At 64.5% G+C, this 26,796-nt stretch carries 24 protein-coding genes and 1 pseudogene; 4 read left to right on the plus strand and 21 right to left on the minus strand.

The window, feature by feature from the left end; all coding sequences use genetic code 11:
• Nucleotides 1–223: 223 nt before the first annotated feature.
• Nucleotides 224–2,617, minus strand: a complete 2,394-nt coding sequence (locus tag ACVIJ6_RS01435; RefSeq protein ID WP_456771166.1) for a TonB-dependent receptor — start codon at nt 2,615–2,617, stop codon at nt 224–226.
• Nucleotides 2,618–2,925: 308 nt separating this feature from the next.
• Here ACVIJ6_RS01435 and ACVIJ6_RS01440 point away from each other — a divergent pair, with 308 nt between their 5' ends.
• Nucleotides 2,926–3,561 (plus strand): response regulator transcription factor, encoded by a 636-nt coding sequence (locus ACVIJ6_RS01440; protein WP_456771167.1) that lies wholly within the window; start codon nt 2,926–2,928, stop codon nt 3,559–3,561.
• 172 nt (nt 3,562–3,733) lie between these two features.
• On the opposite strand, the gene ACVIJ6_RS01445 is transcribed toward ACVIJ6_RS01440, so the two are convergent.
• Both ACVIJ6_RS01445 and ACVIJ6_RS01450 read right to left on the minus strand, forming a co-directional pair.
• Complete coding sequence (locus ACVIJ6_RS01445; RefSeq protein WP_456776866.1) at nt 3,734–4,090, minus strand: EF-hand domain-containing protein; 357 nt, start codon at nt 4,088–4,090, stop codon at nt 3,734–3,736.
• 221 nt (nt 4,091–4,311) lie between these two features.
• Complete coding sequence (locus ACVIJ6_RS01450; RefSeq protein ID WP_456771168.1) at nt 4,312–4,758, minus strand: hypothetical protein; 447 nt, start codon at nt 4,756–4,758, stop codon at nt 4,312–4,314.
• 449 nt (nt 4,759–5,207) lie between these two features.
• Here ACVIJ6_RS01450 and ACVIJ6_RS01455 point away from each other — a divergent pair, with 449 nt between their 5' ends.
• Nucleotides 5,208–6,053 (plus strand): hypothetical protein, encoded by an 846-nt coding sequence (locus ACVIJ6_RS01455; RefSeq protein WP_456771169.1) that lies wholly within the window; start codon nt 5,208–5,210, stop codon nt 6,051–6,053.
• Between the two features lie 57 nt (nt 6,054–6,110).
• Nucleotides 6,111–6,452 (plus strand): hypothetical protein, encoded by a 342-nt coding sequence (locus tag ACVIJ6_RS01460; RefSeq protein WP_456771170.1) that lies wholly within the window; start codon nt 6,111–6,113, stop codon nt 6,450–6,452.
• 20 nt (nt 6,453–6,472) lie between these two features.
• On the opposite strand, the gene ACVIJ6_RS01465 is transcribed toward ACVIJ6_RS01460, so the two are convergent.
• The 18 genes from ACVIJ6_RS01465 to ACVIJ6_RS01550 all read right to left on the minus strand — a co-directional run bounded on the left by ACVIJ6_RS01465 (nt 6,473) and on the right by ACVIJ6_RS01550 (nt 26,358).
• Entirely contained in the window at nt 6,473–7,423 is a 951-nt protein-coding gene (locus ACVIJ6_RS01465) for a TonB family protein (RefSeq protein WP_456771171.1), read from the minus strand.
• Nucleotides 7,420–7,845, minus strand: coding sequence for a TonB system transport protein ExbD (gene exbD, locus ACVIJ6_RS01470; RefSeq protein ID WP_456771172.1), 426 nt, complete (start codon nt 7,843–7,845; stop codon nt 7,420–7,422). The genes ACVIJ6_RS01465 and exbD overlap by 4 nt, the downstream gene beginning before the upstream one ends.
• 3 nt (nt 7,846–7,848) lie before the next feature.
• Nucleotides 7,849–8,625: a tonB-system energizer ExbB gene (gene exbB, locus ACVIJ6_RS01475; RefSeq protein ID WP_012042436.1), complete on the minus strand. Its 777-nt coding sequence runs from the start codon at nt 8,623–8,625 to the stop codon at nt 7,849–7,851.
• Between the two features lie 421 nt (nt 8,626–9,046).
• Nucleotides 9,047–10,789 (minus strand): ABC transporter substrate-binding protein, encoded by a 1,743-nt coding sequence (locus tag ACVIJ6_RS01480; protein ID WP_456776867.1) that lies wholly within the window; start codon nt 10,787–10,789, stop codon nt 9,047–9,049.
• 124 nt (nt 10,790–10,913) lie between these two features.
• Nucleotides 10,914–11,243, minus strand: coding sequence for a DUF2160 domain-containing protein (locus ACVIJ6_RS01485; protein ID WP_456771173.1), 330 nt, complete (start codon nt 11,241–11,243; stop codon nt 10,914–10,916).
• A gap of 202 nt (nt 11,244–11,445) precedes the next feature.
• Nucleotides 11,446–12,252, minus strand: a complete 807-nt coding sequence (locus tag ACVIJ6_RS01490; protein WP_012042433.1) for a carbohydrate ABC transporter permease — start codon at nt 12,250–12,252, stop codon at nt 11,446–11,448.
• Nucleotides 12,252–13,154, minus strand: coding sequence for a carbohydrate ABC transporter permease (locus ACVIJ6_RS01495; protein WP_456771174.1), 903 nt, complete (start codon nt 13,152–13,154; stop codon nt 12,252–12,254). The genes ACVIJ6_RS01490 and ACVIJ6_RS01495 overlap by 1 nt, the downstream gene beginning before the upstream one ends.
• 3 nt (nt 13,155–13,157) lie before the next feature.
• Entirely contained in the window at nt 13,158–14,240 is a 1,083-nt protein-coding gene (locus ACVIJ6_RS01500; RefSeq protein WP_012042431.1) for an ABC transporter ATP-binding protein, read from the minus strand.
• A 12-nt stretch (nt 14,241–14,252) separates the two neighbouring features.
• Complete coding sequence (locus ACVIJ6_RS01505; protein WP_456771175.1) at nt 14,253–15,338, minus strand: ABC transporter ATP-binding protein; 1,086 nt, start codon at nt 15,336–15,338, stop codon at nt 14,253–14,255.
• Nucleotides 15,335–16,888: a glycerol-3-phosphate dehydrogenase gene (glpD, locus tag ACVIJ6_RS01510; RefSeq protein ID WP_456771176.1), complete on the minus strand. Its 1,554-nt coding sequence runs from the start codon at nt 16,886–16,888 to the stop codon at nt 15,335–15,337. The genes ACVIJ6_RS01505 and glpD overlap by 4 nt, the downstream gene beginning before the upstream one ends.
• Nucleotides 16,889–17,051: 163 nt before the next feature.
• A complete protein-coding gene (locus tag ACVIJ6_RS01515; RefSeq protein ID WP_456771177.1) occupies nt 17,052–17,885 on the minus strand; it encodes a DeoR/GlpR family DNA-binding transcription regulator in 834 nt (277 codons plus the stop codon).
• A gap of 163 nt (nt 17,886–18,048) precedes the next feature.
• Nucleotides 18,049–18,240 (minus strand): hypothetical protein, encoded by a 192-nt coding sequence (locus ACVIJ6_RS01520; protein ID WP_012042427.1) that lies wholly within the window; start codon nt 18,238–18,240, stop codon nt 18,049–18,051.
• Between the two features lie 264 nt (nt 18,241–18,504).
• A complete protein-coding gene (locus ACVIJ6_RS01525; protein ID WP_456771178.1) occupies nt 18,505–18,942 on the minus strand; it encodes an acyl-CoA thioesterase in 438 nt (145 codons plus the stop codon).
• Between the two features lie 48 nt (nt 18,943–18,990).
• Nucleotides 18,991–19,614: a flavin reductase family protein gene (locus ACVIJ6_RS01530; protein ID WP_456771179.1), complete on the minus strand. Its 624-nt coding sequence runs from the start codon at nt 19,612–19,614 to the stop codon at nt 18,991–18,993.
• 101 nt (nt 19,615–19,715) lie between these two features.
• Nucleotides 19,716–20,324, minus strand: a complete 609-nt coding sequence (locus ACVIJ6_RS01535; RefSeq protein WP_456771180.1) for a TetR/AcrR family transcriptional regulator — start codon at nt 20,322–20,324, stop codon at nt 19,716–19,718.
• 23 nt (nt 20,325–20,347) lie between these two features.
• A complete protein-coding gene (locus ACVIJ6_RS01540) occupies nt 20,348–23,488 on the minus strand; it encodes an efflux RND transporter permease subunit (protein WP_456771181.1) in 3,141 nt (1,046 codons plus the stop codon).
• 195 nt (nt 23,489–23,683) lie between these two features.
• Nucleotides 23,684–24,793, minus strand: coding sequence for an efflux RND transporter periplasmic adaptor subunit (locus ACVIJ6_RS01545; RefSeq protein ID WP_456771182.1), 1,110 nt, complete (start codon nt 24,791–24,793; stop codon nt 23,684–23,686).
• Between the two features lie 233 nt (nt 24,794–25,026).
• On the minus strand, nt 25,027–26,358 hold the full coding sequence (locus ACVIJ6_RS01550; RefSeq protein ID WP_456771183.1) for an MFS transporter: 1,332 nt from the start codon (nt 26,356–26,358) through the stop codon (nt 25,027–25,029).
• Nucleotides 26,359–26,515: 157 nt separating this feature from the next.
• On the opposite strand from ACVIJ6_RS01550, the pseudogene ACVIJ6_RS01555 reads away from it, so the two are divergent.
• Nucleotides 26,516–26,773 (plus strand): annotated as a pseudogene (locus ACVIJ6_RS01555) (DUF2809 domain-containing protein); the annotation flags it as partial.
• Nucleotides 26,774–26,796 lie beyond the last annotated feature (23 nt).

Here is a 26,796-nt window from a genome sequence, read left to right on the forward strand (position 1 = left end):
TTGTCCCACTCGCAAAACACGATCACAGACAGGATCTCGCGCGACTAATTAGTTCTTGATACCCGCTAACGCCCACCATCTCGCGGACCGGCAGCGCTCCGAGAGCTCATCAACAACTTCGGCACAAATAAAAAAGGCCGGGATTGCTCCCGGCCCTTTGGCCACGGTGGGGATCGGCCGCGGCGGCGAACACGCGCAGGTTATCCCTGCGCGCACCCGCGCTTCAGAATGTCGCCTTGATGCCGGCATAGACGGCGAGCGGCATGGACGGCAGCATGCTGCGTGGATCGGTGAAGCTGACCAGGTTGGCGGCTCCCTGCGTCGAATTGTTGAAGCCTTTCGGATCGAACACCGTGCCGGCGGAATAATAGCGCTTGTTGAAAAGGTTCTGCACCATCCCAAACAGCTCCACGTTCTTCGTCACCTGATAGGACGTGTGCAGATTGACGACCCAGTAAGCCGGCACCTTGGGATAGGTGTTGGCCTCGTCGCGCAGCAGATACTGGCTGCCGATATAGTTCATGTCGGCGCCGACCTTCCAGGCGTCGGTCACGGCATAGTCGGCACCGAGTTTCAGACGATGCGCGGGGATGGCCGGAATGTGGCTGCCGGGCAGCACGGCGACGACGGCCTGGAGATTCGGATCGTTGACGCTGAACGAACTGCGGAACGTGGCGTCGACGAAGGTATAGTTGGCGTAGGCGGCCCAACGGTCCCAGGTCAGGTCGACTTTGGCCTCGACGCCCTGACGCAGGGTGGTTCCGGCATTGGTGAAGTAGCCGGCGTTCGGACGCGCCAGGCTGGCGACATTGATGATGTCGTCGGAGTTCTGCGTCCGGAACAGGCTGATACCCCAGCGCAGCCGCCAGCCGTCATGATCGACCAAGGGCGGCGCCTTGCGATAGGGAGCAACCGCCGCATAGGCCGAGCGACCGCCGGAGATCTCGCCGCGCAGGCCACCTTCGATCGTGCGCGACACCACCTGCTTCAACGGCGGATCCGCGATCAGGAAGTTGTCGATCAGGCAAGGATTGGCAGGATCAGAACAACCGAGCTCGAGCGGCGTCGGCGCCCGATTGGCCTCCGAATAGCCGGCATAAGCGGTGAGGCCGGGCGTGAACTTGTAGGTCAAGCCGACCACCGGATTGAAGCGCTGGAAATTATTGCGGCTGTTCAGCGCCGGATTGAGCCCGGTCTCGTCCTGCAGATTGATCTGGGCGTAATTGAACCGACCGCCGGCGGTGAACGCCAGCTGCGACGTGATATCGAACGTATCGGTCGCATAGACGCCCACATAGGTGTTCTTCGCACCAAGGTTCACCGGCGCCACATTCGCCTGCGGCTGGTCGATGAAGACGCCGGTGCCGGTGACGAAGAAGTTGCCATCGACGGTTCCGAGCTCGGACGTCGCCTGGAAGTTGGAGCGGCCGTGATCGACGCTGCTGCCCACCACGAAATGGTTGTCATGTCCGAACAGCTGGGCGGTGTTGGCCGCCTGCAGCGAACCGCCATAGCTGTTCGACTTGGTCCAGTTACGATCGATCGCGCCAAGCGCCGTGTTGGCCGGCAGGTTATTCACAGACGCGCTATTGCGATTGATCGGAAACTCCCCCCCCGTGGCATCATCCTGAAAGCAGAATTCCCCGGGAAACGCCCCGTTGTCGTCGCAGGCCTGGGCCTCAGTCCCGTTGCCGTCGACATGGGACGCGCGGTAAGCGCGGTAATAGGCGTTGGCCTGGACGGTCCAGGCATCGGTCGGCGTCCACTTGGCGCTTGCCTGCAGGAAGGCGAGTTGCAGACGGGTCGACTGCGGCCAAGTGTAGACGCTGGACCAGCGCTGATTGAGCATCTGGATCGGCGTCGCCGCCACCGAGCCCAGTTTGTTGTCGGCGCCGGTGAACGACAGATGGAATTCGGTCGTATCGCCGCGCAGACCGAGGTCGGCATACATACGCCGGACCTGCGACGAGGAAGAGTGGTCGCGCCAGCCGCGGTCATACGCGCCTTCCGCCGCGACGTAAGCCGACACATTGCCGTTGGTCCAGCCGGTCTGCGCACCGGACTGAATGCGGCCATAGGAGCCACCCCAGAGCTGCGCCTCGGTGCCCTGATAGGTGAAGCCGTTCTTCATCTCGATCGACAGCGCGCCGCCGGTGGCGTTGAGACCGAACAGCGGATTGTTCGGCATCAGGGTCATGCGCGCGATCGCCATCTCCGGGATCAGGTCCCAGTTCACGACGTCGCCGAACGCCTCGTTGATGCGGCTGCCATTCTGATACACGGCAATGCCTTGCGGGGTGCCCGGCACGGGGGATGCCGTCGCGCCGCGATAGTCCAGATTGCGCTGGAACGCGTTGCCGGATTGGTCGCTCAGCGAGACGCCCGGCACCGAGCGCAGAATGTTGTCGAGCAGCGATGGCGCGCGGCTGTGATCAAGCTCGCGCGCGCCGATCGTCTCGACATTGGACGGGACCTTGTCACGGTCGATTTCGGCGCCCGGCACCGGCGCCACACCGACAACCTCGATGGTCTGGAGTGTCTGCTGCGCGAACGCAGCCGCAGGTAGCAACGCACACGTGGCAAGAAGCGCGCTCTTCAGCGCTGACAGTCTGGTCAAGACGTCCCCCAGTTTCTTGTCTCCCGCTTCCACGCACGCCCACGCCCCTGGGCGGCCAGCACGTGAAGCCGGTCGGATGACACGATTACAAACGTTATTATTGGTAAATAGCGGCCATGTTCCTCGCAACGGGCAATATTCTTCGCCCCATAGGGACAATCTTCCCGTAACCTTAGATGGGCAATCATTTTGCCAAGCCGTCTCCACGGAGCGGCCGCATTGTCGCCGCGGGTCCGGTTTGCAACGGAACCTGCATGGTGGACGAACGCCCGGGGGATACCGGTAGCCAAGGAAGAGACCTTCATCGGATGTATCGCGTTCTGCTCGTTGACGACCACCCGGTCGTGGTTGCGGCCTGCCGCTGGCTGCTGAGCGAGGCCGGGATCGGGGAGCTGTCCGAAGCGCATGATGCCCAAAGCGCCTATGAGGCCTTTGTGCGCGAGCGCCCGGACGCGGCGGTGGTCGACCTTCGCCTGCAGAGCCAGGAATTGGGCGGGATCGGCCTAATTCAGCGCATGCGCTCGCACGACCCCGGGGCCAGGATCCTGGTCTTCAGCATGCTCGCCGACCCGCGAATCGTCCGCTCGGCGATCGACGCCGGCGCGAGCGGCTATCTGCTCAAGGATGCACCGCCGCACGAACTGCCGAAGGCGCTGGATCAGATCCGATCGGGCGGCACCTATCTCGATCCGCAGCTTGCCAAGCGCATTGCGTTATTGCGCAAGGAGGCCGACGGCACTGCAGCAACAGCGCTGACGCAGCGTGAGCGTCAGGCGCTCGCGCTGCTCGGGCAGGCGAAATCCTATCAGGCGATCGCGGATCAGCTCGGGATCAGCTACAAGACCGTCATCAACCTGACCTACCGGCTACGACAGAAGCTCGGGGCGCGCAGCCTCCCGGACTTGGTTCGGCTGGCGGTCGAGATGTCGCGCCCGGGCCTGTAAGAGGCTGTGACAACCTCAGCGACCGGATTGTTCGCGCGACTTGCCGGCCCACGACACGCATACGCGTTCAAATCCGCGTCGCGCATCCGCCTCAGAAAAAAAGGGCCCGCGACGGTTTGCCATCGCAGGCCCTCCTGATCAGGTTTGGTCGGCTCGCGGCGGCCCGCGCGCCTCACTTCAGCAGCTTGGCCACCGACTTCAACTCTTTCGAATCGAGCGTGCCGTCATTGTCGGGATCGGCGGCCTTGAAGCGTCCCTCGACCAGCGCGAGATATTCGTCCTTGGTCAGCGTGCCGTCCTTGTCGGGATCGGCAGCCTTCAGGTCCTTGGCCGACACGCGGCCGCGGAGCTCCCTGGCATCGAGCGTGCCGTCATGATCGCGGTCGAGACGATCGAACAGTGCTCCCGCCGCGGCACGAACCTCGTTCATGTCGGCAGTGCCGTCCTTGTCCGGGTCGATCGAGATGAGCAGCTTGGAGGTGGCCGGCGCGCTGGCCGCCATCGTGGCCGTGCCGACCATCGCCGTCATGGCCACAGCGGCCGCCGTCATCATCAGTTTCCAATTCATCGAATTGATCCTCTGTCTCCGCCGTCCGACCGGGGCGGCGATGAATGGCGCAGTAACAACTCATGCGAGCATCGTCGGCTTCGCAGACGACGCGGGACGCATGCCCCTGACCTATGAGACAGTTTCCGATTTCGCAAGTGCAATAGGGAGACGTTCGGGAATTTCCCAGCGGGGTGCCGGGACTAGAACCTCGGGCCATGCAGGAAATACCGCCCAGGGCGGTCGCGACGGGGCTCCAGGTCGGAGCCGGCCGCCCCTCGGGCCTCGGCGCGGGCGTTGGCGGCGACGTCGCGTCCTCGCTTCGCGGCGCGCCGCCGCTTCGTCTCGCTGCGCGTCGTCGTATCCATACTGCCCTTGAGCTGCGCGGCCGGGTTGACGGGACGACCAAACGACACATGCCTGGCTCGTGCGATATGACCTCCAGTCTCCACCGCATCCGCCGCCGTCGCTCTCCCGCCGCTTCTCCGAACGATCCTGCGCCTCGTGCAGCCGGCCTCGGATGTCACGCAGGTCTTGTCTACAGCCTTCGTGCCGGTATGGGTACGTTTCCACCAAGCTTCCAATTCGTCGCGCAGTGACTGCTCTCGCGCGAATGCACGTCCATCCGACAGCAGCATGAAGGACAGCAAGAGAATTGTGATCCCGCCCAGCCTTCCACACTGAGTGGAAGATCGGCGGCGATGAACAATAGCTTTGAGCACGGAAGGCTCCATTCTCTGGCTGATTTGGCAGTCAGCATGCATGCGGTCATGCATGTTTTCCCCGCTCTATGACCTCAATGTGTTTGCACCGCGCCACATTCATTGCCGCCCTGCGATTCGTTCGCGAGTTAGCTGCCACATTGCGCCGGTCAAAAAGTCCTGCTTACCTTGCCAAAACATCCCTATTGGCGGCTATACAAGAACGCAGCTGACAAAATGGGGCACACAGCAGCTCATCGTTTCCCGATTGTGTCACCTTTCAGCCGGTCGCCCCGCATGTTTTCGCCGCGCCGACTCGATAGCTCCTCGTCGCAGGGGAGCACAAGGATATGCAGTCGGCCGGCATCGCAAGACAGCAAAGACAATCGCGATGGTGCGTGACCGCTGCTGCCCTCCTACTCATGCCATTCGGCGCATCAGCCGAGGAGATCCAGGGCAACGACCCCGCCTCGCCCGGGCATTTCCAGATCGAGCAGCGCTTCGGCTATGTCACAACATTCAATCCGCAGCAGCAGAATGGCGGCCAGCGCGTGCCGCAGCGCGCGATCACCGGCGAGACCGAGATCGGCTATTCGCCGACCGAATGGTATGAGATCGCGCTGACCTCGCCTTACGCCTTCGCGCGCGCCAATGTGCCGATGACGCTGGGCAATGTGATGGACAATGGCGTGCCCGGCTACTCATTCCAGTCCGGCGGCGTGACGATCAGGCAGACTTTCATCCAAGGTGATCGCCTCGAACGCACGGTCTTTCTCGGCCTGGTGTCGCGCACCATCCTGGCGCCACAGGGAGGACTCACGCCGGATCTATGGGTCGCCAACAAGGCCGGCGCGGGCCAGCCGGGCGCGCCGCGCTTCGTACAGGAAGCCACGCCGCGGGTGGCGCAGATGTTCACGCCGATCATCGGCGTCAATCTGCCCAACGACTATCAGCTGATCTTCAACGCCAACATGACCTTCGGCATCGATGGCGCCGGCTCGGCCTTCGAGCCGTCGGTCCGCTTTGTCAAACGCCTCAACGACCGCTGGACCGTCGGCATCGAGCACTTCTCCAATCTCGGACCCATCGGCCATATCCTGCCATGGAACCAGCAGATGCAGACGCTCTATGCGGTCGCCGACACCAAGTTCAAAGGCTTCGAATTCAGCTTCGGCGTCGGCTACGGCCTGACCAACGCCTCGCGCGGCCTCGCGGTCAAGACCAGCATCGGCAAGGATTTCTGACGCGGACCTGATGTGCCGCTGCAACTCATCTTCGATCTCAACACAAGGAAGCTCATCATGCGTCGTCTCGTCACCACCTGCGCTGTTCTCATGCTGGCCGGCTCGGCCGCCGCTGCCGAGGACGGTCCGCGCTTTCTCAACCGCACCGGCCAGACCATCGTGAAGATGTACCTGGCGGCTGTCGGCACCAAGAGCTGGGGCGCCGATCAGTGCAAGAACGACGACGAGGGCGAGGTCGACCACAATGAGCGCATGACCTTGGTCGGTGTCAAATCAGGCCGCTACGATATCAAGCTCGCCGACAAGGCCGGACGCACCTGCGTGGCCAAGAACATCGAGCTCAAGGAAGGCGCGCAGTTCGTGGTGCGCGATACCGATCTCACCGAATGCTCGAAGTGAGCAGACGATCGTGAGGCCGCTCAGCGCGGCCTCATATGTAACGGCACCGAGCGCGTTTCCTGCGCCTGTTTCATGACGGGCGGAAAGCGCGGAAACGGTGCCGCGCGTTCGATGATGGACAGCGCCGCGCGATCCAGCGCCGGCGAGCCCGAGCTGCCAGCGAGCCGGCGCGACACCAACCGCCCGTTGCGATCGATAACGATATTGACGATCGCGGTTCCGCTGGCGCCATTGCCGTCGGACGGATAGGCGACGTAGCGGCGGATATGCGCCACCACTTCGGCATTCCAGCTTGCCTGCCCCTCACGCGCACCGACACTGTCCTCGCCGGGGTTGGGAGCAGATGCGACGCGCGACGGACGGTTCGCCTGCGCCGCAGCCAGCTTCGGCGGTGCGGGCTTCTTCTCGGCCTTCTCCTTCGTTTCCTTCTTCTCGACCGGTTTGCGCTCGACGCGCTCGGGCACCGGGGCGGGCTTCTGCTCCGGCGGCTTTGCCTCGACCGGCTTTGGCAGCGGCGGCGACGGCAACACGATGTCATCGACGCGTGGCGGCTCGGGCGCCAGCGCAACCTGAGGCGTGGGCTCGGGCGCAGGAGCGACCTCGGGCACCGGCTCCGGCTGAGCCATGACCTGCGGCTCCGGATCAGGCGGAGGCTGTGGGACCGGCTCGGCCACGGCTTCGCGCGCGACGGGCTCCTCCTTGACCGGCTCTTCCTTCGGTGGCTCGACCGGCGGCGTGGGATCGGCCGGCGGCGCATCATTGGTCGCGGGCGTGGGATCACTGACCACGGCCGGCGTAAAAACCACATCGAAGGCCGGCGCCTCGGCGCGCCCTTGGGCCGCAGGACGCAGCAGCAAATAGCCCGCCGCCAGCCCAACATGCAGCACGGCCACGGCCAGCGCGGCGATGGTCCACAACGTGCGCTCGCGGCGCTCTTCATCCGTGAACGGATCGAGCGTCAGGACGCTCACTGCGCGCTCCGGTCTTCCAATGCGACCAGCGCCACCTTGGTATAGCCGGCACGGCGCAGCGTGTTCATCAGCGCCATCACCTCGCCATAGGGCAGCGTCTGGTCGGCGCGCAAAAGCACGCGCTGACCATGGTCGGATTTCGTGGCGGCATCGAGCGCGGCGGCGATGTCGGCCTGCGCCACGCTTTGATCGCCGACCGCAAGCGAACGGTCGGCCTTGAAAGTCACGAAAACCGGCGTCTCCGCGCGCGGCTGCGGCTCCGCCGAGATCGCCGGCAGATTGACCGGGATATCGACGGTCGCCAGCGGCGCGGCCACCATGAAGATGATAAGCAGCACCAGCATGACGTCGATGAACGGCGTCACATTGATGTCGTGCGTCTCCTCGAACTCATCAGGACGCCTGGCGAGCTTGACGGCCATCGCTCACTCCGCCGGATTGGCGATCGACAGCAGCGACGTATCCACCGCGCGGATCGCGCCGCGCCGCGCTTCGGTCGAGGCCGCGTGCTGACGATCGAGATCGCGGCTCAAGAGCCGCATCACCGCTACGGACGCATCGGCGATGACCGCGCGATAGCCGCCGGTTGCGCGCGCGAAAAGGTTGTAGATGACAACGGCCGGAATCGCGGCCGCCAGGCCGAAGGCGGTGGCCAGCAGCGCCTCCGCAATGCCCGGCGCGACCACCGCGAGGTTGGTGGTGTGGGCATGCGAGATGCCGATGAAGCTGTTCATGATGCCCCAGACGGTGCCGAACAGGCCCACGAAGGGCGCCACAGCGCCCACGGTGGCGAGAATGCCGATGCCGCGGCCGATCCGGGCCACCGCAGCCGCCTCGACCCGCTCGAACTGCCACGCGACGCGCTCCTTGATGCCATCAGCCGGAAGGCCGCGTGACTTGTCGATCTCGTCCTCTGCGACGGCGAGCAGGCGCCCCACCACCCCCTCTTGCGCGGATTCGGATCCCGCCGCATTCGCCAATGAGTGGGCCGTGACCGCGGTGCCGAGCGCAACGCGCGCCACGCGGAGCGCCGCACGGAGCTGAATCGTCTTCACGACCAGAACGGTCCAGGTCGCGACGGACGCGAGCGCCAGCCCGATCATGACGGCCTTCACGACCATGTCGGCCTGCAGGAACATGGTCCAGGGCGACAGCGCTTCCGGCAGCGTGCTCGCGAGACTGGCGATATTCGCCTGGTCCATGGTCCTACTCCCTCGCTGGCCGCGTGGTTTGATGATCCCGAGTCCGGACGTGCGATCGCATCGCGCGACGCCGGATCAGTCGTGGCCTTGTTGTTTCGCGTCGTTGGGGCAAAGTCGCGGCGAACACCGCAACAATTCCGCTGCGGAAGAGTGCAGCCTGTCCTCATCGCCTTCAAGGCACTTGCGCCGTGGAATATGTCCCTGGTTAATCGGGAATAATTCCCGGACGGAACCATGCGCGGCTGCGGGCAAAACAAAAGGCCGGGATCGCTCCCGGCCTTTCGATCACTGTGTTGACCCGCTCCGCCGTCATGCCCCGCGGACGCGGGGCATCCAGTTCACATCGGCGGCCGTGCTCGCGCCGTAACGCCGCGGTGTCCTGGACCGCCCGGTCAAGCCGGGCGGTCACGGTGGTGTGCGATCACTTCGCCTCGGCGCGCTTCGGCGGGCTGGCCGGCCACGACTTGATCAGCGTGTCATAGTCGATCGTCTCGCCCTTCGGCTTCTCGTTCGCGAGCTTGCGCTGCGGAGCGATGTTGCCGTCCTTCGCCGACTTGTTGAACCAGAACTCGGCCGATTCCTTCTTGTTCAGCTTCGGACCGCACTCGCCCTGAACCTTGGACTTCTCGAGACGCTCGAGGACGGAGTCCTGGGCGGCTGCGAGCGCATCCATCGCCTGCTGCGGGGTCTTCGCACCGGACGAGGCATCGCCGATGTTCTGCCACCACAGCTGCGCCAGCTTCGGATAGTCGGGCACGTTGTTGCCGGTCGGGGTCCACTGCACGCGCGCAGGCGAGCGGTAGAACTCAATCAGGCCGCCGAGCTTCGGCGCACGCTCGGTAAACGACTTGTCCCAGATGTCGGATTCACGGATGAAGGTGAGGCCGACATGGCTCTTCTTCAAGGACACCGTCTTGGAGACGATGAACTGCAGGTACAGCCAGGCCGCCTTGCGGCGATCCGGCGGCGTCGACTTCAGCAGCGTCAGCGAGCCGGCGTCCTGATAGCCGAGCTTCATGCCTTCCTTCCAATAGGCGCCGTGCGGCGACGGGGCCATGCGCCATTTCGGCGTGCCATCCGCATTCACGACCGGCAGGCCGGGCTTCACCATGTCGGCGGTGAAGGCGGTGTACCAGAAGATCTGCTGGGCGACGTTGCCCTGCGCCGGAACCGGACCGGCCTCGGAGAAGGTCATGCCCTGCGCCTGCGGCGGCGCATACTTCTTCATCCAGTCGAGATATTTGGTGATCGAGTAGACGGCGGCCGGGCCGTTGGTGTCGCCACCGCGCTCGACCGAGGAGCCGACCGGACGGCAGCCTTCCATGCGGATGCCCCATTCGTCGACCGGCAGGCCGTTCGGGATACCCTTGTCGCCGTTGCCAGCCATCGACAGCCAGGCGTCGGTGAAGCGCCAGCCGAGCGAGGGATCCTTCTTGCCATAGTCCATGTGGCCATAGACCTTGACGCCGTTGATCTCCTTGATGTCGTTGGTGAAGAACTCGGCGATGTCCTCATAGGCCGACCAGTTCACGGGCACGCCGAGGTCGTAGCCATACTTGGCCTTGAACTTCGCCTTGTACTCCGGGTTGGTGAACCAGTCGTAGCGGAACCAATAGAGGTTGGCGAACTGCTGGTCGGGCAACTGATAGAGCTTGCCGTCCGGCGCGGTCGTGAACGACTTGCCGATGAAGTCGTTGACGTCGAGATAGGGATCGGTGACGTCCTTGCCCTCGCCCTTCATGTAGTCCGACAGCGCGATGGTCTGGCCGTAGCGGAAGTGGGTGCCGATCAGGTCCGAGTCGTTGATCCAGCCGTCATAGACGTTCTTGCCGGACTGCATCTGGGTCTGCAGCTTCTCGACGACGTCACCTTCCTGGATGATGTCGTGCTTCAGCTTGATGCCGGTGATCTCGCTGAACGCCTTGGCCAGCGTCTTGGCTTCGTATTCGTGGGTGGTGATGGTCTCGGAGACGACGTTGATCTCCATGCCCTTGAACGGCTCGGCCGCCTTGGCGAACCACTGCAGTTCCTTCAGCTGCTCTTCCTTCGACAGGGTCGAGGGCTGAAACTCGCTGTCGATCCATTTCTGGATGGTGGCGTCGTCCGAACGGGCCGGCGCGGACAGCGTCATGGTCGCGGCGAACAGCGCGACAGCGCTGGTCATCGCAAGATAGCTCGCCTTGTTCAGGTGATGCTTCCTAGGTTTCAAGTGTCGCATGGTTTCCTCCTTGCAGCGACAGACGTATCCAGGTCCGGGTTGCCCCCGGATCTGCCCCTTTTCACCTGCGTCAGACGGTGCGGAAGATCGCAACGGCTGACGCAAGCGAAATTGCGGTCGCGAGCCACAGGCTCGAAACCTCAAACCCTTCCTCGCCGATCGGCAAGGTCGCAATCGTATCGGTGCCGACCAGGCCGATCCATGCGAGATGGATCACGGCGGCCGTGATCAGCGAAATGAACAGGCGGTCGCCGCGCGTGGTCGGAATGCGCAGCACGCCGACGCGCTCCGCCTCCGGATAGCGCGCGGCCAAGAGCGTCATGACGCCGAGCGTACACGCCAGCGCAGCGAAGAAGATCGCCGTCGGCGCGGTCCAGGCCATCCATGCGATGCTGTCCATGGCTATCAGCTCCAGGGTTCACAAGCGAAGAATGATGACCGAGCTGCAGCGCCGAAAACGATGCACTCCCCTCCCCCTTGCGGGGAGTGGTCGGGGGTGGGGGTCCGCACGAAGACCGCCCGAGGGGTATCCCCCTCCCCGCCCCTCCCCCGCAAGGGGGGAGGGAGCACAGCGAAGCCGTGGCTGCGACCGCCCCCCATCATCACACCCGTCCCAGCGCGAAGCCGCGCGCGATGTAATTGCGGACGAACCAGATGACGAGCGCGCCGGGGATGATCGTGAGCACGCCGGCGGCCGCCAGCAGGCCCCAATCCATGCCGGACGCCGAGACGGTGCGGGTCATCACCGCCGAGATCGGCTTGGCATCGACCGAAGTCAACGTGCGCGCGAGCAAGAGCTCGACCCAGGAGAACATGAAGCAGAAGAAGGCGGCGACGCCGATGCCGCTCGCGATCAGCGGCACCAGAATCTTCACGAAGAAGCGCGGGAACGAGTAGCCGTCGAGGAAGGCGGTTTCGTCGATCTCGCGCGGCACCGACGACACGAAGCCCTCGAGGATCCAGACCGCCAGGGGAATATTGAAGATGCAATGCGCCAGCGCCACCGCCCAGGGCGTATCGAACAGGCCGATCGCCGAATAGAGGTTGAAGAACGGCAGCGCATAGACCGCGGCCGGCGCCATGCGGTTCGACAACAGCCAGAAGAACAGATGCTTGTCGCCGAGGAAGCGGTAGCGCGAGAACGCGTAGGCCGCCGGCAGCGCCACCAGGATCGAGATCACCGTGTTGAGGATGACGTATTTCAGCGAGTTGATGTAGCCGGAATACCAGCTCTCGTCGGTGAAGATCCGCATGTAGTTCGCGATCGTCGGCTGATGCGGCCACAGCGTCATCGTCGTGACGATCTCGTTGTTGGTCTTGAAGCTCATGTTGACGAGCCAATAGATCGGCAACAGCAGGAAGACCAGGAACACCGCCATGATGACGCGACGGCCCGGAATCGTGTTCATCACGCGCCCCCTTCGGCCGGCCGGCGCTCGGCGCCGGCATTGGTCATGATGGTGTAGAACACCCAGCACACGATCAGGATAATCAGATTATAGACCAGCGACAGCGCGGCCGCCTTGCCGAGGTCGAACTGGCCGAGCGCAATCTTGACGAGCTCGATCGAGATGAAGGTCGTCGAATTGCCCGGCCCGCCGCCGGTTACGACGAACGGCTCGGTATAGATCATGAAGCTGTCCATGAAGCGCAGCAGCACGGCGATCAGCAGCACGCGATGCATCTTGGGCAGCTGGATCGCGGTGAACACCGCCCAGCGCGACGCGCCGTCGATCTGCGCCGCCTGGTAATAGGCGTCGGGGATCGATTTCAGGCCGGCATAGCACAACAGCGCCACCAGGCTGGTCCAGTGCCACACATCCATGACGATGACGGTGGCCCAGGCATCGGCGTCGTTGGAGACGTAATTGTAGTCCAGGCCGATGGCGTTGAGCGTATAGCCGAGCAGACCGATGTCGGAGCGGCCGAAGATCTGCCAGATGGTGCCGACCACGTTCCACGGGATCAGCAATGGCAGCGCCAGAACGACGAGGCAGAAGGCGACGGTCCAGCCGTCGCGCGGCATCGACAGCGCCACGACGATGCCGAGCGGCACCTCGATGGCCAGGATGGCGAGCGAGAAGATCAGGTTGCGGCCGAGCGAGGCCAGGAAGCGGCCGCCGAGATCGGTCGAAGGATCGAGCAGCTCCTTGAACCAGCCGACGCCGTTCCAGAAGAACTGGTTGTTGCCGAACGTGTCCTGCATCGAATAGTTCACGACCGTCATCAGCGGCAGGATCGCGGAGAACGCGACCAGCAGGAACACCGGCAGGACCAGGAACCAGGCCTTGTTGTTGATGGTCTTGTCCATCTCTCAGGCTCCCTCGACGAGACGGCTGTCGGCATAGACGTGGACATAGGCCGGGTTGAACTTCAGCCCGATCGCCGAGCCCTGCGGCGAGACGCCGGCCGGCAGGCGCGCGGCAAACTTGACATCGCCGACCCGGACCCGCGCGAAGCGGATGCGGCCGAGATCGTCGACGCGTTCGATATTGGCATCGAGCAGGCCCGGTCCCGGCTCTGCGACATCGACGAATTCCGGCCGCACCCCGATCTCGATCTTGGCGCCGGCCGGCAGCGCATCATAGCTGCGTGCCAGCGACAGCGTGTGACCGGCAATGCGGGCCTCACGGCCCTTCACCTCGGCGGCGAGAATGTTCATGCCGGGCGAGCCGATGAAATAGCCGACGAACGTGTGCGCCGGCTTGTCGAACAGCTCGGCCGGCGTACCGCTCTGCACGACGCGGCCGTCATGCATCACGACGACCGTGTCGGCGAAGGTCAGCGCCTCGGTCTGGTCGTGCGTGACGTAGATCATCGTCAAATCGAGCTCGCGATGCAGCGCCTTGAGCTTCGAGCGCAGCTGCCATTTCAGCTCGGGATCGATCACCGTCAGCGGCTCGTCGAACAGCACGGCGGCGACATCCGAGCGCACCAGCCCGCGGCCGAGCGAGATCTTCTGCTTGGCGTCCGCGGTAAGCCGCGTCGCCTTGCGGTTGAGGTCCGGCGTCAGATCGAGCAACCGCGCGATCTCGGCGACGCGCTTGTCGATCTCGGCTTTGGGCACGCCGCGGTTCTTCAGCGGAAATGCGAGATTCTCGCCGACCGTCATGGTGTCGTAGATCACCGGGAATTGAAACACCTGGGCGATGTTGCGCTCGCGGGTGGTGCGGTGGGTGATGTCGGTGCCGTCGAACAGGATCTTGCCGCGCGATGGCGTCAGGATCCCGGAGATCAGGTTCAACAGCGTGGTCTTGCCGCAACCGGACGGACCGAGCAGCGCGTAGGCGCCGCCCTGCCGCCAGGTCATCGTCACCGGCTTCAGCGCGAAGCTTTCGATGTCGGCGTCGTTGCCGTGATAGGATTGCGCGAGATCGACGAGGTCAATGCGGGCCATGCGGCATCTCCCTCACAGGCTGCTGGGTGCCGCGACCAGGCGGTCGCCGGCGTCGAACACGAAGATATTGGCGGGATCGAGCACGGCATCGAGAATCTCGCCGGGCTCGTATTCATGGACGCCGTGCAGCACGGCGACCCAGTTCATGCCGTCGCGGGTCAGATGCACGAAGCTCTCCGATCCCGTGATCTCGGTGACCGAGACGGTCGCTGGAAAGGCATGACGGCCATGGCTGCCGTCGCCCTTGGCCAGTCCGAGCTGATGCGGCCGGAAGCCGACGCGATAGGAGCCCTCCGGCAGATCGGCATAGAGGCCGGCCGCTGGCGCCTTGACGCCGCCAGCATAATGCACGCTGTCGCCGCGCTTCTGGATCTCGACGACATTCATCGGCGGATCGGAGAACACCTGCCCGACGCGCAACGTGTCCGGACGGCGGTAGACGTTGGCGGTATCGCCGGCCTGCAGCGCCTGACCTTCCCACATGCACACGGTGCGGCCGCCCAGGAGCAGCGCCTCCGACGGCTCAGTGGTCGCATAGACGAAGATCGCCCCCGACGCCTCGAAGATGCGCGGCAGCTCGGCGCGCAGCTCCTCGCGCAGCTTGTAGTCGAGATTGGCCAGCGGCTCGTCGAGCAGCACGAGATCGGCGCCCTTCACCAGCGCGCGGGCGATCGCGGTACGCTGCTGCTGGCCGCCGGAGAGCTGCAGCGGGGTGCGCTTCAGATAGGGCTCGAGCCGCAGCAGCCTCGCGGCCTCGGCCACGCGCTTCTCGATCTCCTCGCGCGGCTTGCCCTGCACGCGCAGCGGCGAGGCGATGTTCTCGTACACCGTGAGCGAGGGATAGTTGATGAACTGCTGATAGACCATCGCGACCGAGCGCTGCCGCACGTCGGCCCCGGTGACGTCCTTGCCGTCGACCAGCACGCGGCCGGTGGTCGGCTTGTCGAGCCCGGCGAGCAAACGCATGATCGAGGTCTTGCCGGACAGAGTCGGGCCGAGCAGCACGCTCAGCGTGCCGCGCTCCAGGGTCAGCGCAACGTCTCGAATGGTCGTGACGCCGTCGACGACCCGGGAGACGTGATCGAGCGTGACGCTCATGCGCGTCCCCCGGCTTCACGCGCCGTCACGGCAGTGCGCTCGCGGTGGGCTGTGATCCACGCATCGAGCGCTGCGATCTCAGCCGCCGACATTCGCAACCCCAGCTTCGATCGCCGCCACACAATGTCCTCGGCCGTCAACGCCCACTCATTCGTCATCAGGTACCTGACTTCGCGCTCCGTCAAGGTGCCACCGAAGTCCTGGCCGAGATCGGCCAAAGATGTCGCACCCGCGAGCATGGTCTTAGCCCGCGTACCATAGGCATGCGCGATGCGCTTCGCATGTGCATCCGAAAGGAACGGATAGGTCTTGCTGAGATCGGCGACCAACGTGGCGACGGCCTGCACCTGCATGTCGCCGCCGGGCAGCGCGGCCTTGCCGGTCCAGCCTTCGTCCGCCTTCGCGCCCTTCAGATACGGCGCCAGGCGCTCCAGCGCCTCTTCCGACAGTCGCCGGTAGGTGGTGATCTTGCCACCATAGATCGAGAGCAGCGGCAGGCCGCCGGGCGTATCGAGCTCGAACACGTAGTCGCGCGTCGCCGCCTTGGCCTCGCTGGCGCCGTCGTCATACAGCGGGCGCACGCCGGAATAGCTCCACACCACGTCAGCCGGCGCCACCGGCTTGGCGATGTACTCGCCGAGCGCGGCGCAGAGATAGGCGATCTCCTCGTCGGTCGCCTTCACCTTGGCCGGATCGCCCTGATAGTCGCGATCGGTGGTGCCGATCAGCGTGAAATCCTGCTGGTACGGAATCGCGAAGATGATGCGGCCGTCGGCATTCTGGAAGATGTAGGCGCGGTCGTGATTGTAGAGCTTGCGCACCACGATATGCGAGCCCTGCACCAGGCGCACTTTCGCTTTTGCATTGACACCGGCGCCGGTCGAAAGCACCTGCTCCACCCACGGGCCGGCGGCATTGACCAGCGCACGCGCCTTGATGGTCTCGCGCTCGCCGGTCTGGGTGTTCTCGGTTGTGACAAGCCAGTTGCTGCCGTCCTGCCGGATCGCGGTCGCCCGCGTGCGCGTGCGGATGACGGCCCCGCGGTCGGCAGCATCGCGCGCGGTCAGCACGACCAGACGCGCATCGTCGACAAAGCAGTCGGAATATTCGAAACCGGTGGAATAGCGTCCGGCGATCAGCGGACGGCCGACCTCATCGCTGCGCAGATTCACCGAGCGTGTCGGAGGCAGCAGCTTGCGGCCGCCGAGATGGTCGTAGAGGAACAGGCCGAGCCGCAGCAGCCAGGCCGGGCGCAGGCCGGAATGATGCGGCAGCACGAAACGCAGCGGGCGGATGATGTGGGGCGCGATCTGCCAGAGGATCTCGCGCTCGATCAGCGCCTCGCGCACCAGGCGGAATTCGTAATATTCGAGATAGCGTAAGCCGCCGTGCACGAGCTTGGTCGACCAGGACGAGGTTCCGCTCGCCAGATCGTTCATCTCACACAGAAAAACGGAATTTCCGCGTCCGGCCGCATCGCGCGCGATGCCGCAGCCATTCACGCCGCCTCCGACAATGGCGAGGTCGTAGATCCGCTCCAACAGACGCATCCCCCGTCAATCGCCTTGACCGCGGCGATTTCACTTTCGCTTTCGAGTTAAACACAAACGAAAGTGAAAGCAAATCGAAAAACGCATATTGGGCCGAGATTGGGCATAACGTGCCCAATCTCGGCCCAAACAGCCTGTGGAATCAGCGGAATCAGCGCGGGGGTCAGGCGCGGCGGAGTGCCGCCGGGTTGGCTGTTTCGGCCGCGTCTGCGGCCTCCTCCGCCTCGTCGGCCGGCATCGCCGAGACCACCTCGATGCCGCGGCTGTGGCAGAGGCTGGCGAGCCCATCGGGCAACGGACGATCGGTGACGAAGGTCTGGATCTGGCTGAGATGGGCGATGCGCACCGGGGCACTGCGATGCAGCTTGGTGGAATCCGCCACCAGCATCACGCTGCGCGCATTGGCGATGATGGCCTGCGCCACCTGCACCTCGCGATAGTCGAAGTCGAGCAGCGCGCCCTCCTCGTCGATCGCCGAGGCGCCGATGATCGCGTAGTCGACCTTGAACTGGCCAATCAGTTGCGTCGCCGTCGAGCCGACCACGCCACCATCCGAGCGCCGCACTGTGCCGCCAGCCACGATCACCTCGATGCGCGGATGCGGATAGAGCAGCATCGCGACATTCAGATTGTTGGTGATGACCAGCAGATCCTGATGCGACGACAGCGCGCTCGCCACCTCCTCAGTGGTGGTGCCGATGTTGATGAAGAGCGACGAGCCGTTGGGAATGCGCGCCGCAGCAACCGTCCCGATCGCCTTCTTCTCGTCCGCCGCGACGAAGCGCCGCGCTTCATAAGCGAGGTTCTCGACCCCCGACGCGATGATGGCGCCGCCATGGATGCGCGTCAGCGCGCGCTGCTCGCAGAGATCGTTCAGATCCTTGCGAATCGTCTGCGCCGAGACTTCGAAACGGCGCGCGAGATCTTCCACCATGACGCGGCCGGAGGCGCGCGCGATGTTGAGAATGTCGGTCTGGCGCTGGGAGAGAACGGCCATGGCAAGCTTTCAGGACAAGCTGCACCATGGTGATGGTGATCGAGTCAAGGGTCAATCGGCGAGGCGTTCAAGCGCACTGCAGCAATGACGGCTTGACGCATGTGCAACGCGGCATTCCCTACGAGTCGTCAGCGGAAGACTGACGCGCCCGTCACGCGACAGGTCAGGCGGCCGCGCTCAACTCGCCGCTGACGAGACGAATCGCGGCGCGCTCGGCCTCGCGCGCGTTGCGAAACACCTGGCCCTCGAGCGCATTGAAACGGTGCGACGCCGCAAAGAAACGGAAGCCGCCGCGATCCCGCACGACGATCCCCGCCGCCTGGGAGCTGACCTCGATGATATAGGTGTCGGACATTGCGAAATCCCGTCGTTCATTCCGGGGCGTATAACGGAGCCCGACCAGGAATGTTCCTGCGATGCTCCGTAGCGGAGGTCCATGACGCGGAATTCAACAGGCGATTCTGTCGATCCTATGTTTGATCGACGCCCGGTTCGTGACAACGACTGTTGACTGAATGATCTCGCAACGCACCCGGCCGAAACAGCGGCTGCTGCTTCGGTCAATTGGCCGCACGCCGCGATGATGATCTTTTCGGAAAGCCGGTTTCCACTTTCCGGATCATGTCTGAGCCGACGTCGCCGCGCCGTCGCGCTTGACCGGCTGCGGCCGGCCGTCATCATCGATCGAGACGTAGGTGAAGTTGCCGTCGGTCATCAGGATCGGCTGCTCTTCCCTGCGGCGCAGCACCCAGGCCTCCAGGCGCACCGTCAGCGAGGTGCGCCCGACGCGGACCAGATGCGCATAGACCGAGACGAGGTCGCCGACATAGACCGCCTTGCGAAAGTTCATCGCCTCGATCGCGACCGTGACGGTGCGGGACTTCGCGATCTTGGCCGCGAACACGCCGCCGCCCACGTCCATCTGGCTGAGCAGCCAGCCGCCGAAGATGTCGCCATTGGCGTTGGTGTCGGCCGGCATCGCCAAGGTACGGATGCAGAGATCGCCGCGCGGCTCGGTCGGCGCAGACAACGCGGCATGGACGGTCGCTTCGGTCACGTCAGGTGGTCTCCACTTCAGTCGGGATGCAGCGCGCCGATGACGGCGTCAGTCCGGCCGGATCATCTCGAACATGTCTTCGTCCTTGATCTCGAAATAATCGCCGCGACGGCCAGCGCGTACGATCGGATGCGCGAGCGCGGTCTGGTAGACGCCATCCTTGATCAGGGACTTGTCGATGTGCACGCCGACAACCTCGCCGAACGTCATCCAGGCTTCGGTCTTGGCGCCGTCGGCGCCCTGCAGCTGAACGATCTGCGTCACTTTGCACTCGAAGGCGACCGGACTCTCGCCGACGCGCGGCACATTGACGAATTTGCACGGCAGCGGCGTGACGCCGGCCAGCTTGAACTCGTCGACATCGCGCGCAACATGGGCGGCCGTCGCGTTCATCTGGGTGGCGAGATCGCGTGTCACCAGATTCCAGACGAACTCGCCGGTGTCCCGGATATTGGCGGTCGAGTCCTTCATGTTGGTCGACGAAAAGCCGATGATCGGCGGCGTGTAGTTAAAGGCGTTGAAGAAGCTGTAGGGCGCGAGATTGACGTGACCGTCCGGATCGCGCGACGAGATCCAGCCGATCGGGCGTGGTGCGATGATGGCGTTGAAGGGATCGTGCCTGAGGCCGTGGCCGTTCTTCGGTTCGTAGAAATGCAGGTCCCGTTCAGTCACGCAGCCGTCCCTTCCGCCATCGCGAGGAGTGCAAGCGACGAAGGATCCAGGCTGCGAACGCCATCCTGAATGGCCTCGCTTCGCTCGCAATGACGCAGAACTTAGCTTGCGGCGTCCTTCGAACCAAGCCCCGCCAGCACGAAATCGATCATCTCGTCGATCGTCGGACCCGGTTTTGTCGCACATTGCGCGATCATCTGAGGATGAAAGAAGCGCATCATGGCCGTCGTTGCACATTTTGCCGCCAGCTCCAGCTCGCGGACCGCGAACTCGCCCGACGCGGCGCCCTGCCCGATCACCCGGCCGATGATCTCGGTGATCCGCAGCATATGCGCCTCGCAGACCTCCCAGCTCTGCTCCATCGCCACCATGACCATCTCGTGCAGCTTGGAATCACCGACATAGCGCTCGGTATTCATGCGATGGATGGTCCCGAGCATTTCGCGCAGCCGCGGTGCGGCCGGGCCGAGCCGATCGGCGATCACGAGAGCCGCTGCCTCGACCTGGCTCATCAGCGTGCGCGCAACACCCTCATGAATGGCCTTCTTGGAGTCGAAGAAGCGGTAGACATTCGCCGGGCTCATGCGGAGCTCCTTGGCGATGTCGGCGACAGTGGTCTTCTGGTAGCCGATCTGCCGAAACAGGCGCTCGGCAACGACGAGGATGCGTTCGCGCGTATCGGGCTCGATATGTTCGGAAACCAGCGTCATGATGCTCGCGATCTTGTCGGTCCTTATTCAGCCGCCTGGGCGATGGGAAGCTCCGGGGCCGGTCCATCAACGTGCTGCGCTGCAGAATGATCCCGCGCAGCTGCCCCACGCTCGTCGAGGCTCTTGCGGAACCATAGGGCATAGAGGCCCGGCAAGTACAGCAGCGTGAGGAAGGTTGCAACAAACAAGCCGCCCATGATGGTGATGGCCATCGGCCCCCAGAACGCGGAACGCGACAGCGGGATCATCGCCAGGATCGCGGCCAGCGCGGTCAGCACCACCGGACGCGCACGCCGCACCGTGGCCTCGATGATCGCCTCGCGCCGGGTCAGGCCCGAGGCCACGTCGGTTTCGATCTGGTCGACCAGGATCACGGTGTTGCGCATGATCATCCCGGCCAACGCGATCAGCCCGAGCAGCGCCACGAAACCGAACGGCGCACTGGCGACGTTGAGCCCAAACGATGCGCCGATGATGCCGAGCGGTGCCGTCAGGAACACCAGCAACAGGCGCGAAAAGCTCTGCAACTGGATCATCAGCAGGGTCAGCATGACAATGGCCATCAGCGGAAACAGCACGAAGATCGACGCATTGCCCTTGGCCGACTCCTCGATCGCGCCGCCCATCTCGATGCGGTAGGCTGGATCGAGATGACTGCGAATCTCGGCGAGCTTCGGCCAGATCTGGTTGGTGACGTCGGGCGCCTGCACGCCGTCGGCGACGTCGGACCGCACTGTGATCGCCATGTCGCGGTTGCGCCGCCGCAGGATCGGCTCCTCATGCGAATATTCGATCTTGGCGATCTGCTGCAGCGGCACGGCGACGCCGTTGCGCGAGGTGATGGTGAGATCGCCGACGCCCGCGAGGTCGAGCCGCTCGGACGGCACGGCCCGCGCGATCACGCCGACCTTCTCGATGCCGTCGCGGATGGTGGTCACCTGCACGCCCGAGATCAGCATCGCCAGCGACTGCGACACGTCCTGCGGCGTCAGACCGATCGCGCGGGCGCGGTCCTGGTCGACGACCAGCTTCAAATAGGGCGACTGCTCGTTCCAGTCGAGTTGCGGGTCCCGCACATTGGCATTCTGGCGCATGACATCGCGCACCTGATAGGCGATCTCGCGAACCTTGGCGGTGTCGGGACCGATCACCCGGAACTGCACGGGGAAGCCGACGGGCGGGCCGAAGTTGAAGCGATCGACGCGCACCCGCGCCTCGTTGATCTCGCCATTGGCAGCGGCGGCCTCGATCCTGGCCTTGATCCGCTCGCGCGCAGCGACGTCCTTGGCGACGATCACGATCTCGGCAAACGCCTCGTTCGGCAGTTGCGGATTGAGGCCGAGCCAGAACCGCGGCGAGCCCTGGCCGACATAGGAGGTGAAGGTCTCGATGTCCTTGTCGTCCTTCAAGAACCCCTCGGCCTTGCGCGCGGCCTTCTCGGTGACGTTGAAGGCGGTGCCCTCCGGCAGCCGCAGCTGCAGGAACAGCTCGGGCCGCTCCGACAGCGGGAAGAACTGCTGCTGGACATGGCCGAAGGCGACGATCGAGGCCACGAACACGCCGACGGTCGCGGCCACGGTGGTGATGCGATGCGTGACGCACCAGCGCACGACGGCGCGCAGGCCGCGATACATGCGGGTGTCGTAGACCGCATGCTCATCGTGACCAGGATGGGCCTTCATGTCCGGCAGCAGCTTCACGCCGATATAAGGAGTGAAGATGACAGCGACAAACCAGGATGCCACCAGCGAGATGGCGACGATCCAGAAGATGCTTCCCGTGTATTCACCGACCGCCGAATTGGCGAAGCCGATCGGCAGGAAGCCGGCGGCGGTGACCAGCGTTCCCGTGAGCATCGGGAAGGCAGTGGACTCCCATGCGAACGATGCGGCGCGGACTCGGTCCCAGCCCTGCTCCATCTTCACCACCATCATCTCGACCGCGATGATCGCGTCGTCCACCAGGAGGCCGAGGGCGATGATCAGCGCGCCGAGCGAGATACGGTGCAGATCGAGCCCCATCGCGCTCATCACGATGAAGACGATGCCGAGCACCAGCGGTACCGATAGCGCCACCACGATGCCGGTGCGCCAGCCGAGCGCGAGGAACGACACGAACAGCACGATGACCAGCGCCTCGACAAAGGAATGCACGAATTCGCCGACGGCGGTCTCGACCACCTTGGGCTGATCGGCGATCTGCTTCAGCTCGATGCCCTGCGGCACCGCCTTCATGAAATCATCGGAGGCGGCGTGAACGTCCTTGCCCAGTTCGAGGATGTTGGCGCCTTTGGCGGTGACGACACCGAGGCCGAGCGCCGGCTTGCCCTCCTGATGCACCTTGTAGGTCGGCGGATCGACGAAGCCATGCGTGACGGTGGCGATGTCGCCGAGCCGGAACACGCGGCCATTGCTCTCGACCGGCGTCTCGGCCACGGCCTTGGCGCCGTCGAGCGCCCCGGTGACGCGCAGCGGCACGCGCTGAGACGAGGTCTCGACCGTGCCGGCCGGCGTCACATTGTTCTGCTTGGCGAGCGAGTCGAACAGCGCCTGGGGGGTGAGACCGAGCGTCGCCAGCTTGGCATGGCTGAACTCGACATAGATGCGCTCGTCCTGGGTGCCGTAGAGATTGACCTTGGTGACGCCGTTGACCTTCAACAGGCGCTGGCGCAGGCCTTCGGCGACCTTCTTCAGCTGGGCGTAGTCGGCGCCGTCGCCGGTCATCATGAACAGGATGGAATCGACGTCGGAAAACTCGTCATTGACGAACGGCCCGAGCACGCCCGAGGGCAGCGAGGCCTGCACATCCGCGAGCTTCCTGCGGACGAGGTAGAACAGATAGGGCACCTCCTTCGGCGGCGTCGAGTCGCGGAAGGTGATCTGCATCGCGGCGAAGGCGGGCTTGGAATAGGTCTCCACCTTCTCGAAATAAGGCAGCTCCTGCAGCTTCTTCTCGATGGGATCCGCGACCTGGCTCTGCATTTCCGCCGCCGTCGCGCCGGGCCAGATCATCGAGACGTTGACCACCTTGACGGTGAAGGACGGATCCTCCGCGCGCCCGAGACGCTCATAGGAGATGAACCCGAACAGGCCGAGCGCCACGATCAGGAACAGCACCAGTGGCGGATGACTGACCGCCCAGGCCGACAGGTTGAACCGCTTCATGGCACGCTCCCGATGATCCAAAATCGCTAGTCCAGTCCACTCTCAGTGATCGTCATTGCGAGCGAAGCGAAGCAATCCAGGACACTTTCCGCAGACGCAGTCTGGATTGCTTCGTCGCTTTGCTCCTCGCAATGACGACAGCTACTTCCTTCATTCCGGGGAGATGCGGAGCATCTACCCCGGAGCGGCAATCGGCTAGAACGTCAGCGCAGAGACGACGCGCACCTTCTGCGCGGGATCGATCTTCTGGACGCCGAGCGCGACCACCTTCTCGCCTTCGTCGACGCCTGACGTGACGAGCACGTCCTTGCTGTCATAGGCCTTCACCTTGACCGGCTTCAGCGTGACCTCGCCCTTGTCGTTGACCACGTAGAGGGAGGGATCGCGGCCGTCGCTGAACAGCGCCGACAGCGGCAGCCGCGCCACGCGCGTGGTGGCGGGATCAGACAGCGTGAGCGTTGCGGTCATGCCGAGCGAGACATTATCTGTCGCTTCCGGCAGCGAGAATTTGGCGAGATAGGTGCGCGTCGCGGGATCGGCGGCCGGGGCGATCTCGCGCAGCCGCGCCGTGTAGGTCTTGCCCGCCTCGGACCACAGCGACGCGGTCGCGACCCCGTTCTTGGCGCGATCGAGCAGGGTCTCCGGGATGGCGACGACGGCTTCCTTCTCGGCGAAGCGCGCGACCCGGATGGCAGCCTGACCGGCGGCGACCACCATGCCCGGCTCGATCATGCTGGCGGTCACCACGCCACGCGCATCCGCGACCAGCGTTGCATAGGACAGCGAATTGCGGGTCAATTCGACCGAGCGCTCGGCCCGGTTCAGCCGCGCGCGCGCTTCGTCGGCGGACGCCTTGGCCTGATCCATCTGCGCATCCGTGGTCCAGCCCTTGATGCGGAGCTCCTTGGCGCGGGTCTCGGCAGCGGAAGCCTGTGCCAGCACGCCGGTGGCGGCGCGGAATTCGGCCTCGGCCTGCTCGGCCTGCAGCTTGAGATCAACTTCGTCGAGCGTGGCCAAGGGCTGGCCGACCTCCACGGTCTGGCCGACCTCGACCAGGCGCCTGGCGACCTTGCCAGCCACGCGGAAGCCGATATCGGCCTCGATCCGCCGCGGCCGGATGGTGCCCACGAAGCTGCGCTCCGGTGTTTCGGCCTCGTAATGAACCGACGCGACCAGAACCGGCCGGATCGGCTCGGCTTTCTGGGCGACCGTTTCGTCACAGCCGGCGAGCGAGACCGCCATCGCGGCCAGCGCCACGCCACTCAACAGCTTGGAAAAGCTAGAGAAAACCTGATCAACGAGCATCATATAACCCCTTGCTGCTGTTGCGAAGGAGTGTCGATTGTCGAGTGACGATTGTCAATAATCATCAGCAATCATGACTTCGTGAACGTTAAGACATGTTGCCGCAGCTGCTCAATCGTTGCGCAGTTGGTCATGGGAGAGCCGGCCGCAACGGCCGCTGGGCCCCAGCACATGCGATCATTGGCATGCTCCGCGGCCCGGCTGGCCGCCTCCAGGCAGCCTCGGGGCCCGCCTCACTCCGCCGGGGCCTGCCCGGCGAACTCGACCTTGCTCTCGTGACGGCCGAAGAACACCAGCAGCCCGGCGATCAGCGGCAGCACCGACAGCGCGAGCAGCCCGTGCGTTGTCGAGCCGGTCGTGTCCTTGATCCAGCCCACCAGATAGGGGCCGCCGAAGCCGGCGAGATTGCCGATCGAGTTGATCAGCGCGATGGCGCCGGCCGCGGCGGTGCCCGACAGCCACGCCGTCGGCAAGGTCCAGAACACACCGAACACGCAGAACACGCCGATCGCCGCCACGGTCAGCGCGACCATGGTCAGCGTCGGATCGCCGATCATGCTGGATGCGGCCAGCGCCACCGCGATCAGGATCAGCGGCGCGCCGACATGGACCACGCGCTCGCGCGTCGCATCCGAATGCCGCGCCCACAGGATCATCGCGACGGTACCGAACGCGTAAGGAATCGCGGTGACGAAGCCGGTCTGCACATTGGTCAGGCCAAACGCCTTGACGATCTGCGGCAGCCAGAACTGCATGCCGTAGAGCGCGCCGACGAAGCCGAAATAGATCAGGCTGAGCACGATCACCTTGGGCGACGACAGCGCCTCGCCGAGCGTCATGTGTCCCGCCGCCTGCTTCGCTGCCGTCTCGGCCTCGAGCCGCGTGGCGAGCCAGGCCTTCTGCTCCGCCGACAGCCAGTTCGCATGCTCCGGCCGGTCGGTCAGATAGAACCAGGTGACGACGCCGAGCAGGATCGACGGAAGGCCTTCGATGATGAACAGCCACTGCCAGCCCTGCAGCCCCAGCAGGCCGTGCATGCCGAGCAGCAGCCCCGAGACGGGCGCGCCGATCACCGTCGAGACGGGAACGGCGACGGCGAAGGCGGCGAGAAAGCGCGCGCGATACTGCGCCGGGTACCAGTAGGTGAGATAGAGGATGATGCCCGGAAAGAAGCCGGCCTCGGCGACGCCGAGCAGGAAGCGCAGCACATAAAAGCTCCACGGGCCCGAGACCAGCGCCATCAGCGCCGAGATGATGCCCCAGGTCACCATGATGCGCGCGATCCAGCGGCTCGCACCGAACTTCTCCAGCGCCAGATTGCTCGGCACCTCGAAGATGAAATAGCCGATGAAGAAGATGCCGGCGCCCCAGGCGAACACCAGCGGCGAGAATTTCAGCTCGGCATTCATGGTCAGCGCGGCGAAGCCGAGATTGACGCGGTCGAGATAGGAGAAGAAATAAGCGAGCACCAGGAACGGAATGAGCCGCCAGGAGATGGCGCGGATGGTCGAGCTCTCGATGTCGGAACGGCCCGGCGCGGCCGGCGTGCTGGCGGACGAACTCATCGATCTCCTCCCCGGAGCATTGCAGGATTTGGTAGTTGATGGGCGGTGTTGAGCATCGGTCGTGGCAAGTCAATCGGAAAACCCGATATCCCACAGTTCGAGGGCGCATTGCCGGGGCGCGGCGCACGCATGACGCTGGCATTGGCCGGGATCGTCGCTGACACGCGCCGCCGCGCCGGCTTTTGCGCTCGGCGCCGTGCTGCTGGTGATCGCGCTCGGCCTCGCCTTGCGCTTTTTCGGACGCGGCCTCGGCCTGCCCGGCTTTGTCGTCAAATATGGCGGCTCGGTGCTGTGGGCGGCGATGGTCTATCTGCTGCTGGTCGCGCTGCTGCCGCGCGGGTCCTGGCGCCGGCTCGGCCTGCTGGCGCTTGCGGTCGCCGTGCTCGTCGAAGCCAGCCGGCTGATCCACACGCCCTAAAGCGGGATGAGAATAGCCTG

The organism is Bradyrhizobium sp. USDA 4369 (assembly GCF_054056435.1).

Excerpts from the sequence above, each read along its gene's own strand:
- ACVIJ6_RS01460 (WP_456771170.1), top strand. The coding sequence starts at position 6,111 with ATGCGTCGTCTCGTCACCACCTGCGCTGTTCTCATGCTGGCCGGCTCG.
- exbD (WP_456771172.1), bottom strand. The coding sequence starts at position 7,845 with ATGGCCGTCAAGCTCGCCAGGCGTCCTGATGAGTTCGAGGAGACGCAC.
- ACVIJ6_RS01485 (WP_456771173.1), bottom strand. The coding sequence starts at position 11,243 with ATGGACAGCATCGCATGGATGGCCTGGACCGCGCCGACGGCGATCTTC.
- exbB (WP_012042436.1), bottom strand. The coding sequence starts at position 8,625 with ATGGACCAGGCGAATATCGCCAGTCTCGCGAGCACGCTGCCGGAAGCG.
- ACVIJ6_RS01535 (WP_456771180.1), bottom strand. The coding sequence starts at position 20,324 with ATGACGCTGGTTTCCGAACATATCGAGCCCGATACGCGCGAACGCATC.
- glpD (WP_456771176.1), bottom strand. The coding sequence starts at position 16,888 with ATGCGTCTGTTGGAGCGGATCTACGACCTCGCCATTGTCGGAGGCGGC.
- ACVIJ6_RS01440 (WP_456771167.1), top strand. The coding sequence starts at position 2,926 with ATGTATCGCGTTCTGCTCGTTGACGACCACCCGGTCGTGGTTGCGGCC.
- ACVIJ6_RS01490 (WP_012042433.1), bottom strand. The coding sequence starts at position 12,252 with ATGAACACGATTCCGGGCCGTCGCGTCATCATGGCGGTGTTCCTGGTC.
- ACVIJ6_RS01445 (WP_456776866.1), bottom strand. The coding sequence starts at position 4,090 with ATGACGGCGATGGTCGGCACGGCCACGATGGCGGCCAGCGCGCCGGCC.
- ACVIJ6_RS01520 (WP_012042427.1), bottom strand. The coding sequence starts at position 18,240 with ATGTCCGACACCTATATCATCGAGGTCAGCTCCCAGGCGGCGGGGATC.
- ACVIJ6_RS01480 (WP_456776867.1), bottom strand. The coding sequence starts at position 10,789 with ATGACCAGCGCTGTCGCGCTGTTCGCCGCGACCATGACGCTGTCCGCG.
- ACVIJ6_RS01495 (WP_456771174.1), bottom strand. The coding sequence starts at position 13,154 with ATGGACAAGACCATCAACAACAAGGCCTGGTTCCTGGTCCTGCCGGTG.
- ACVIJ6_RS01540 (WP_456771181.1), bottom strand. The coding sequence starts at position 23,488 with ATGAAGCGGTTCAACCTGTCGGCCTGGGCGGTCAGTCATCCGCCACTG.
- ACVIJ6_RS01515 (WP_456771177.1), bottom strand. The coding sequence starts at position 17,885 with ATGGCCGTTCTCTCCCAGCGCCAGACCGACATTCTCAACATCGCGCGC.
- ACVIJ6_RS01545 (WP_456771182.1), bottom strand. The coding sequence starts at position 24,793 with ATGCTCGTTGATCAGGTTTTCTCTAGCTTTTCCAAGCTGTTGAGTGGC.
- ACVIJ6_RS01505 (WP_456771175.1), bottom strand. The coding sequence starts at position 15,338 with ATGAGCGTCACGCTCGATCACGTCTCCCGGGTCGTCGACGGCGTCACG.
- ACVIJ6_RS01500 (WP_012042431.1), bottom strand. The coding sequence starts at position 14,240 with ATGGCCCGCATTGACCTCGTCGATCTCGCGCAATCCTATCACGGCAAC.
- ACVIJ6_RS01550 (WP_456771183.1), bottom strand. The coding sequence starts at position 26,358 with ATGAGTTCGTCCGCCAGCACGCCGGCCGCGCCGGGCCGTTCCGACATC.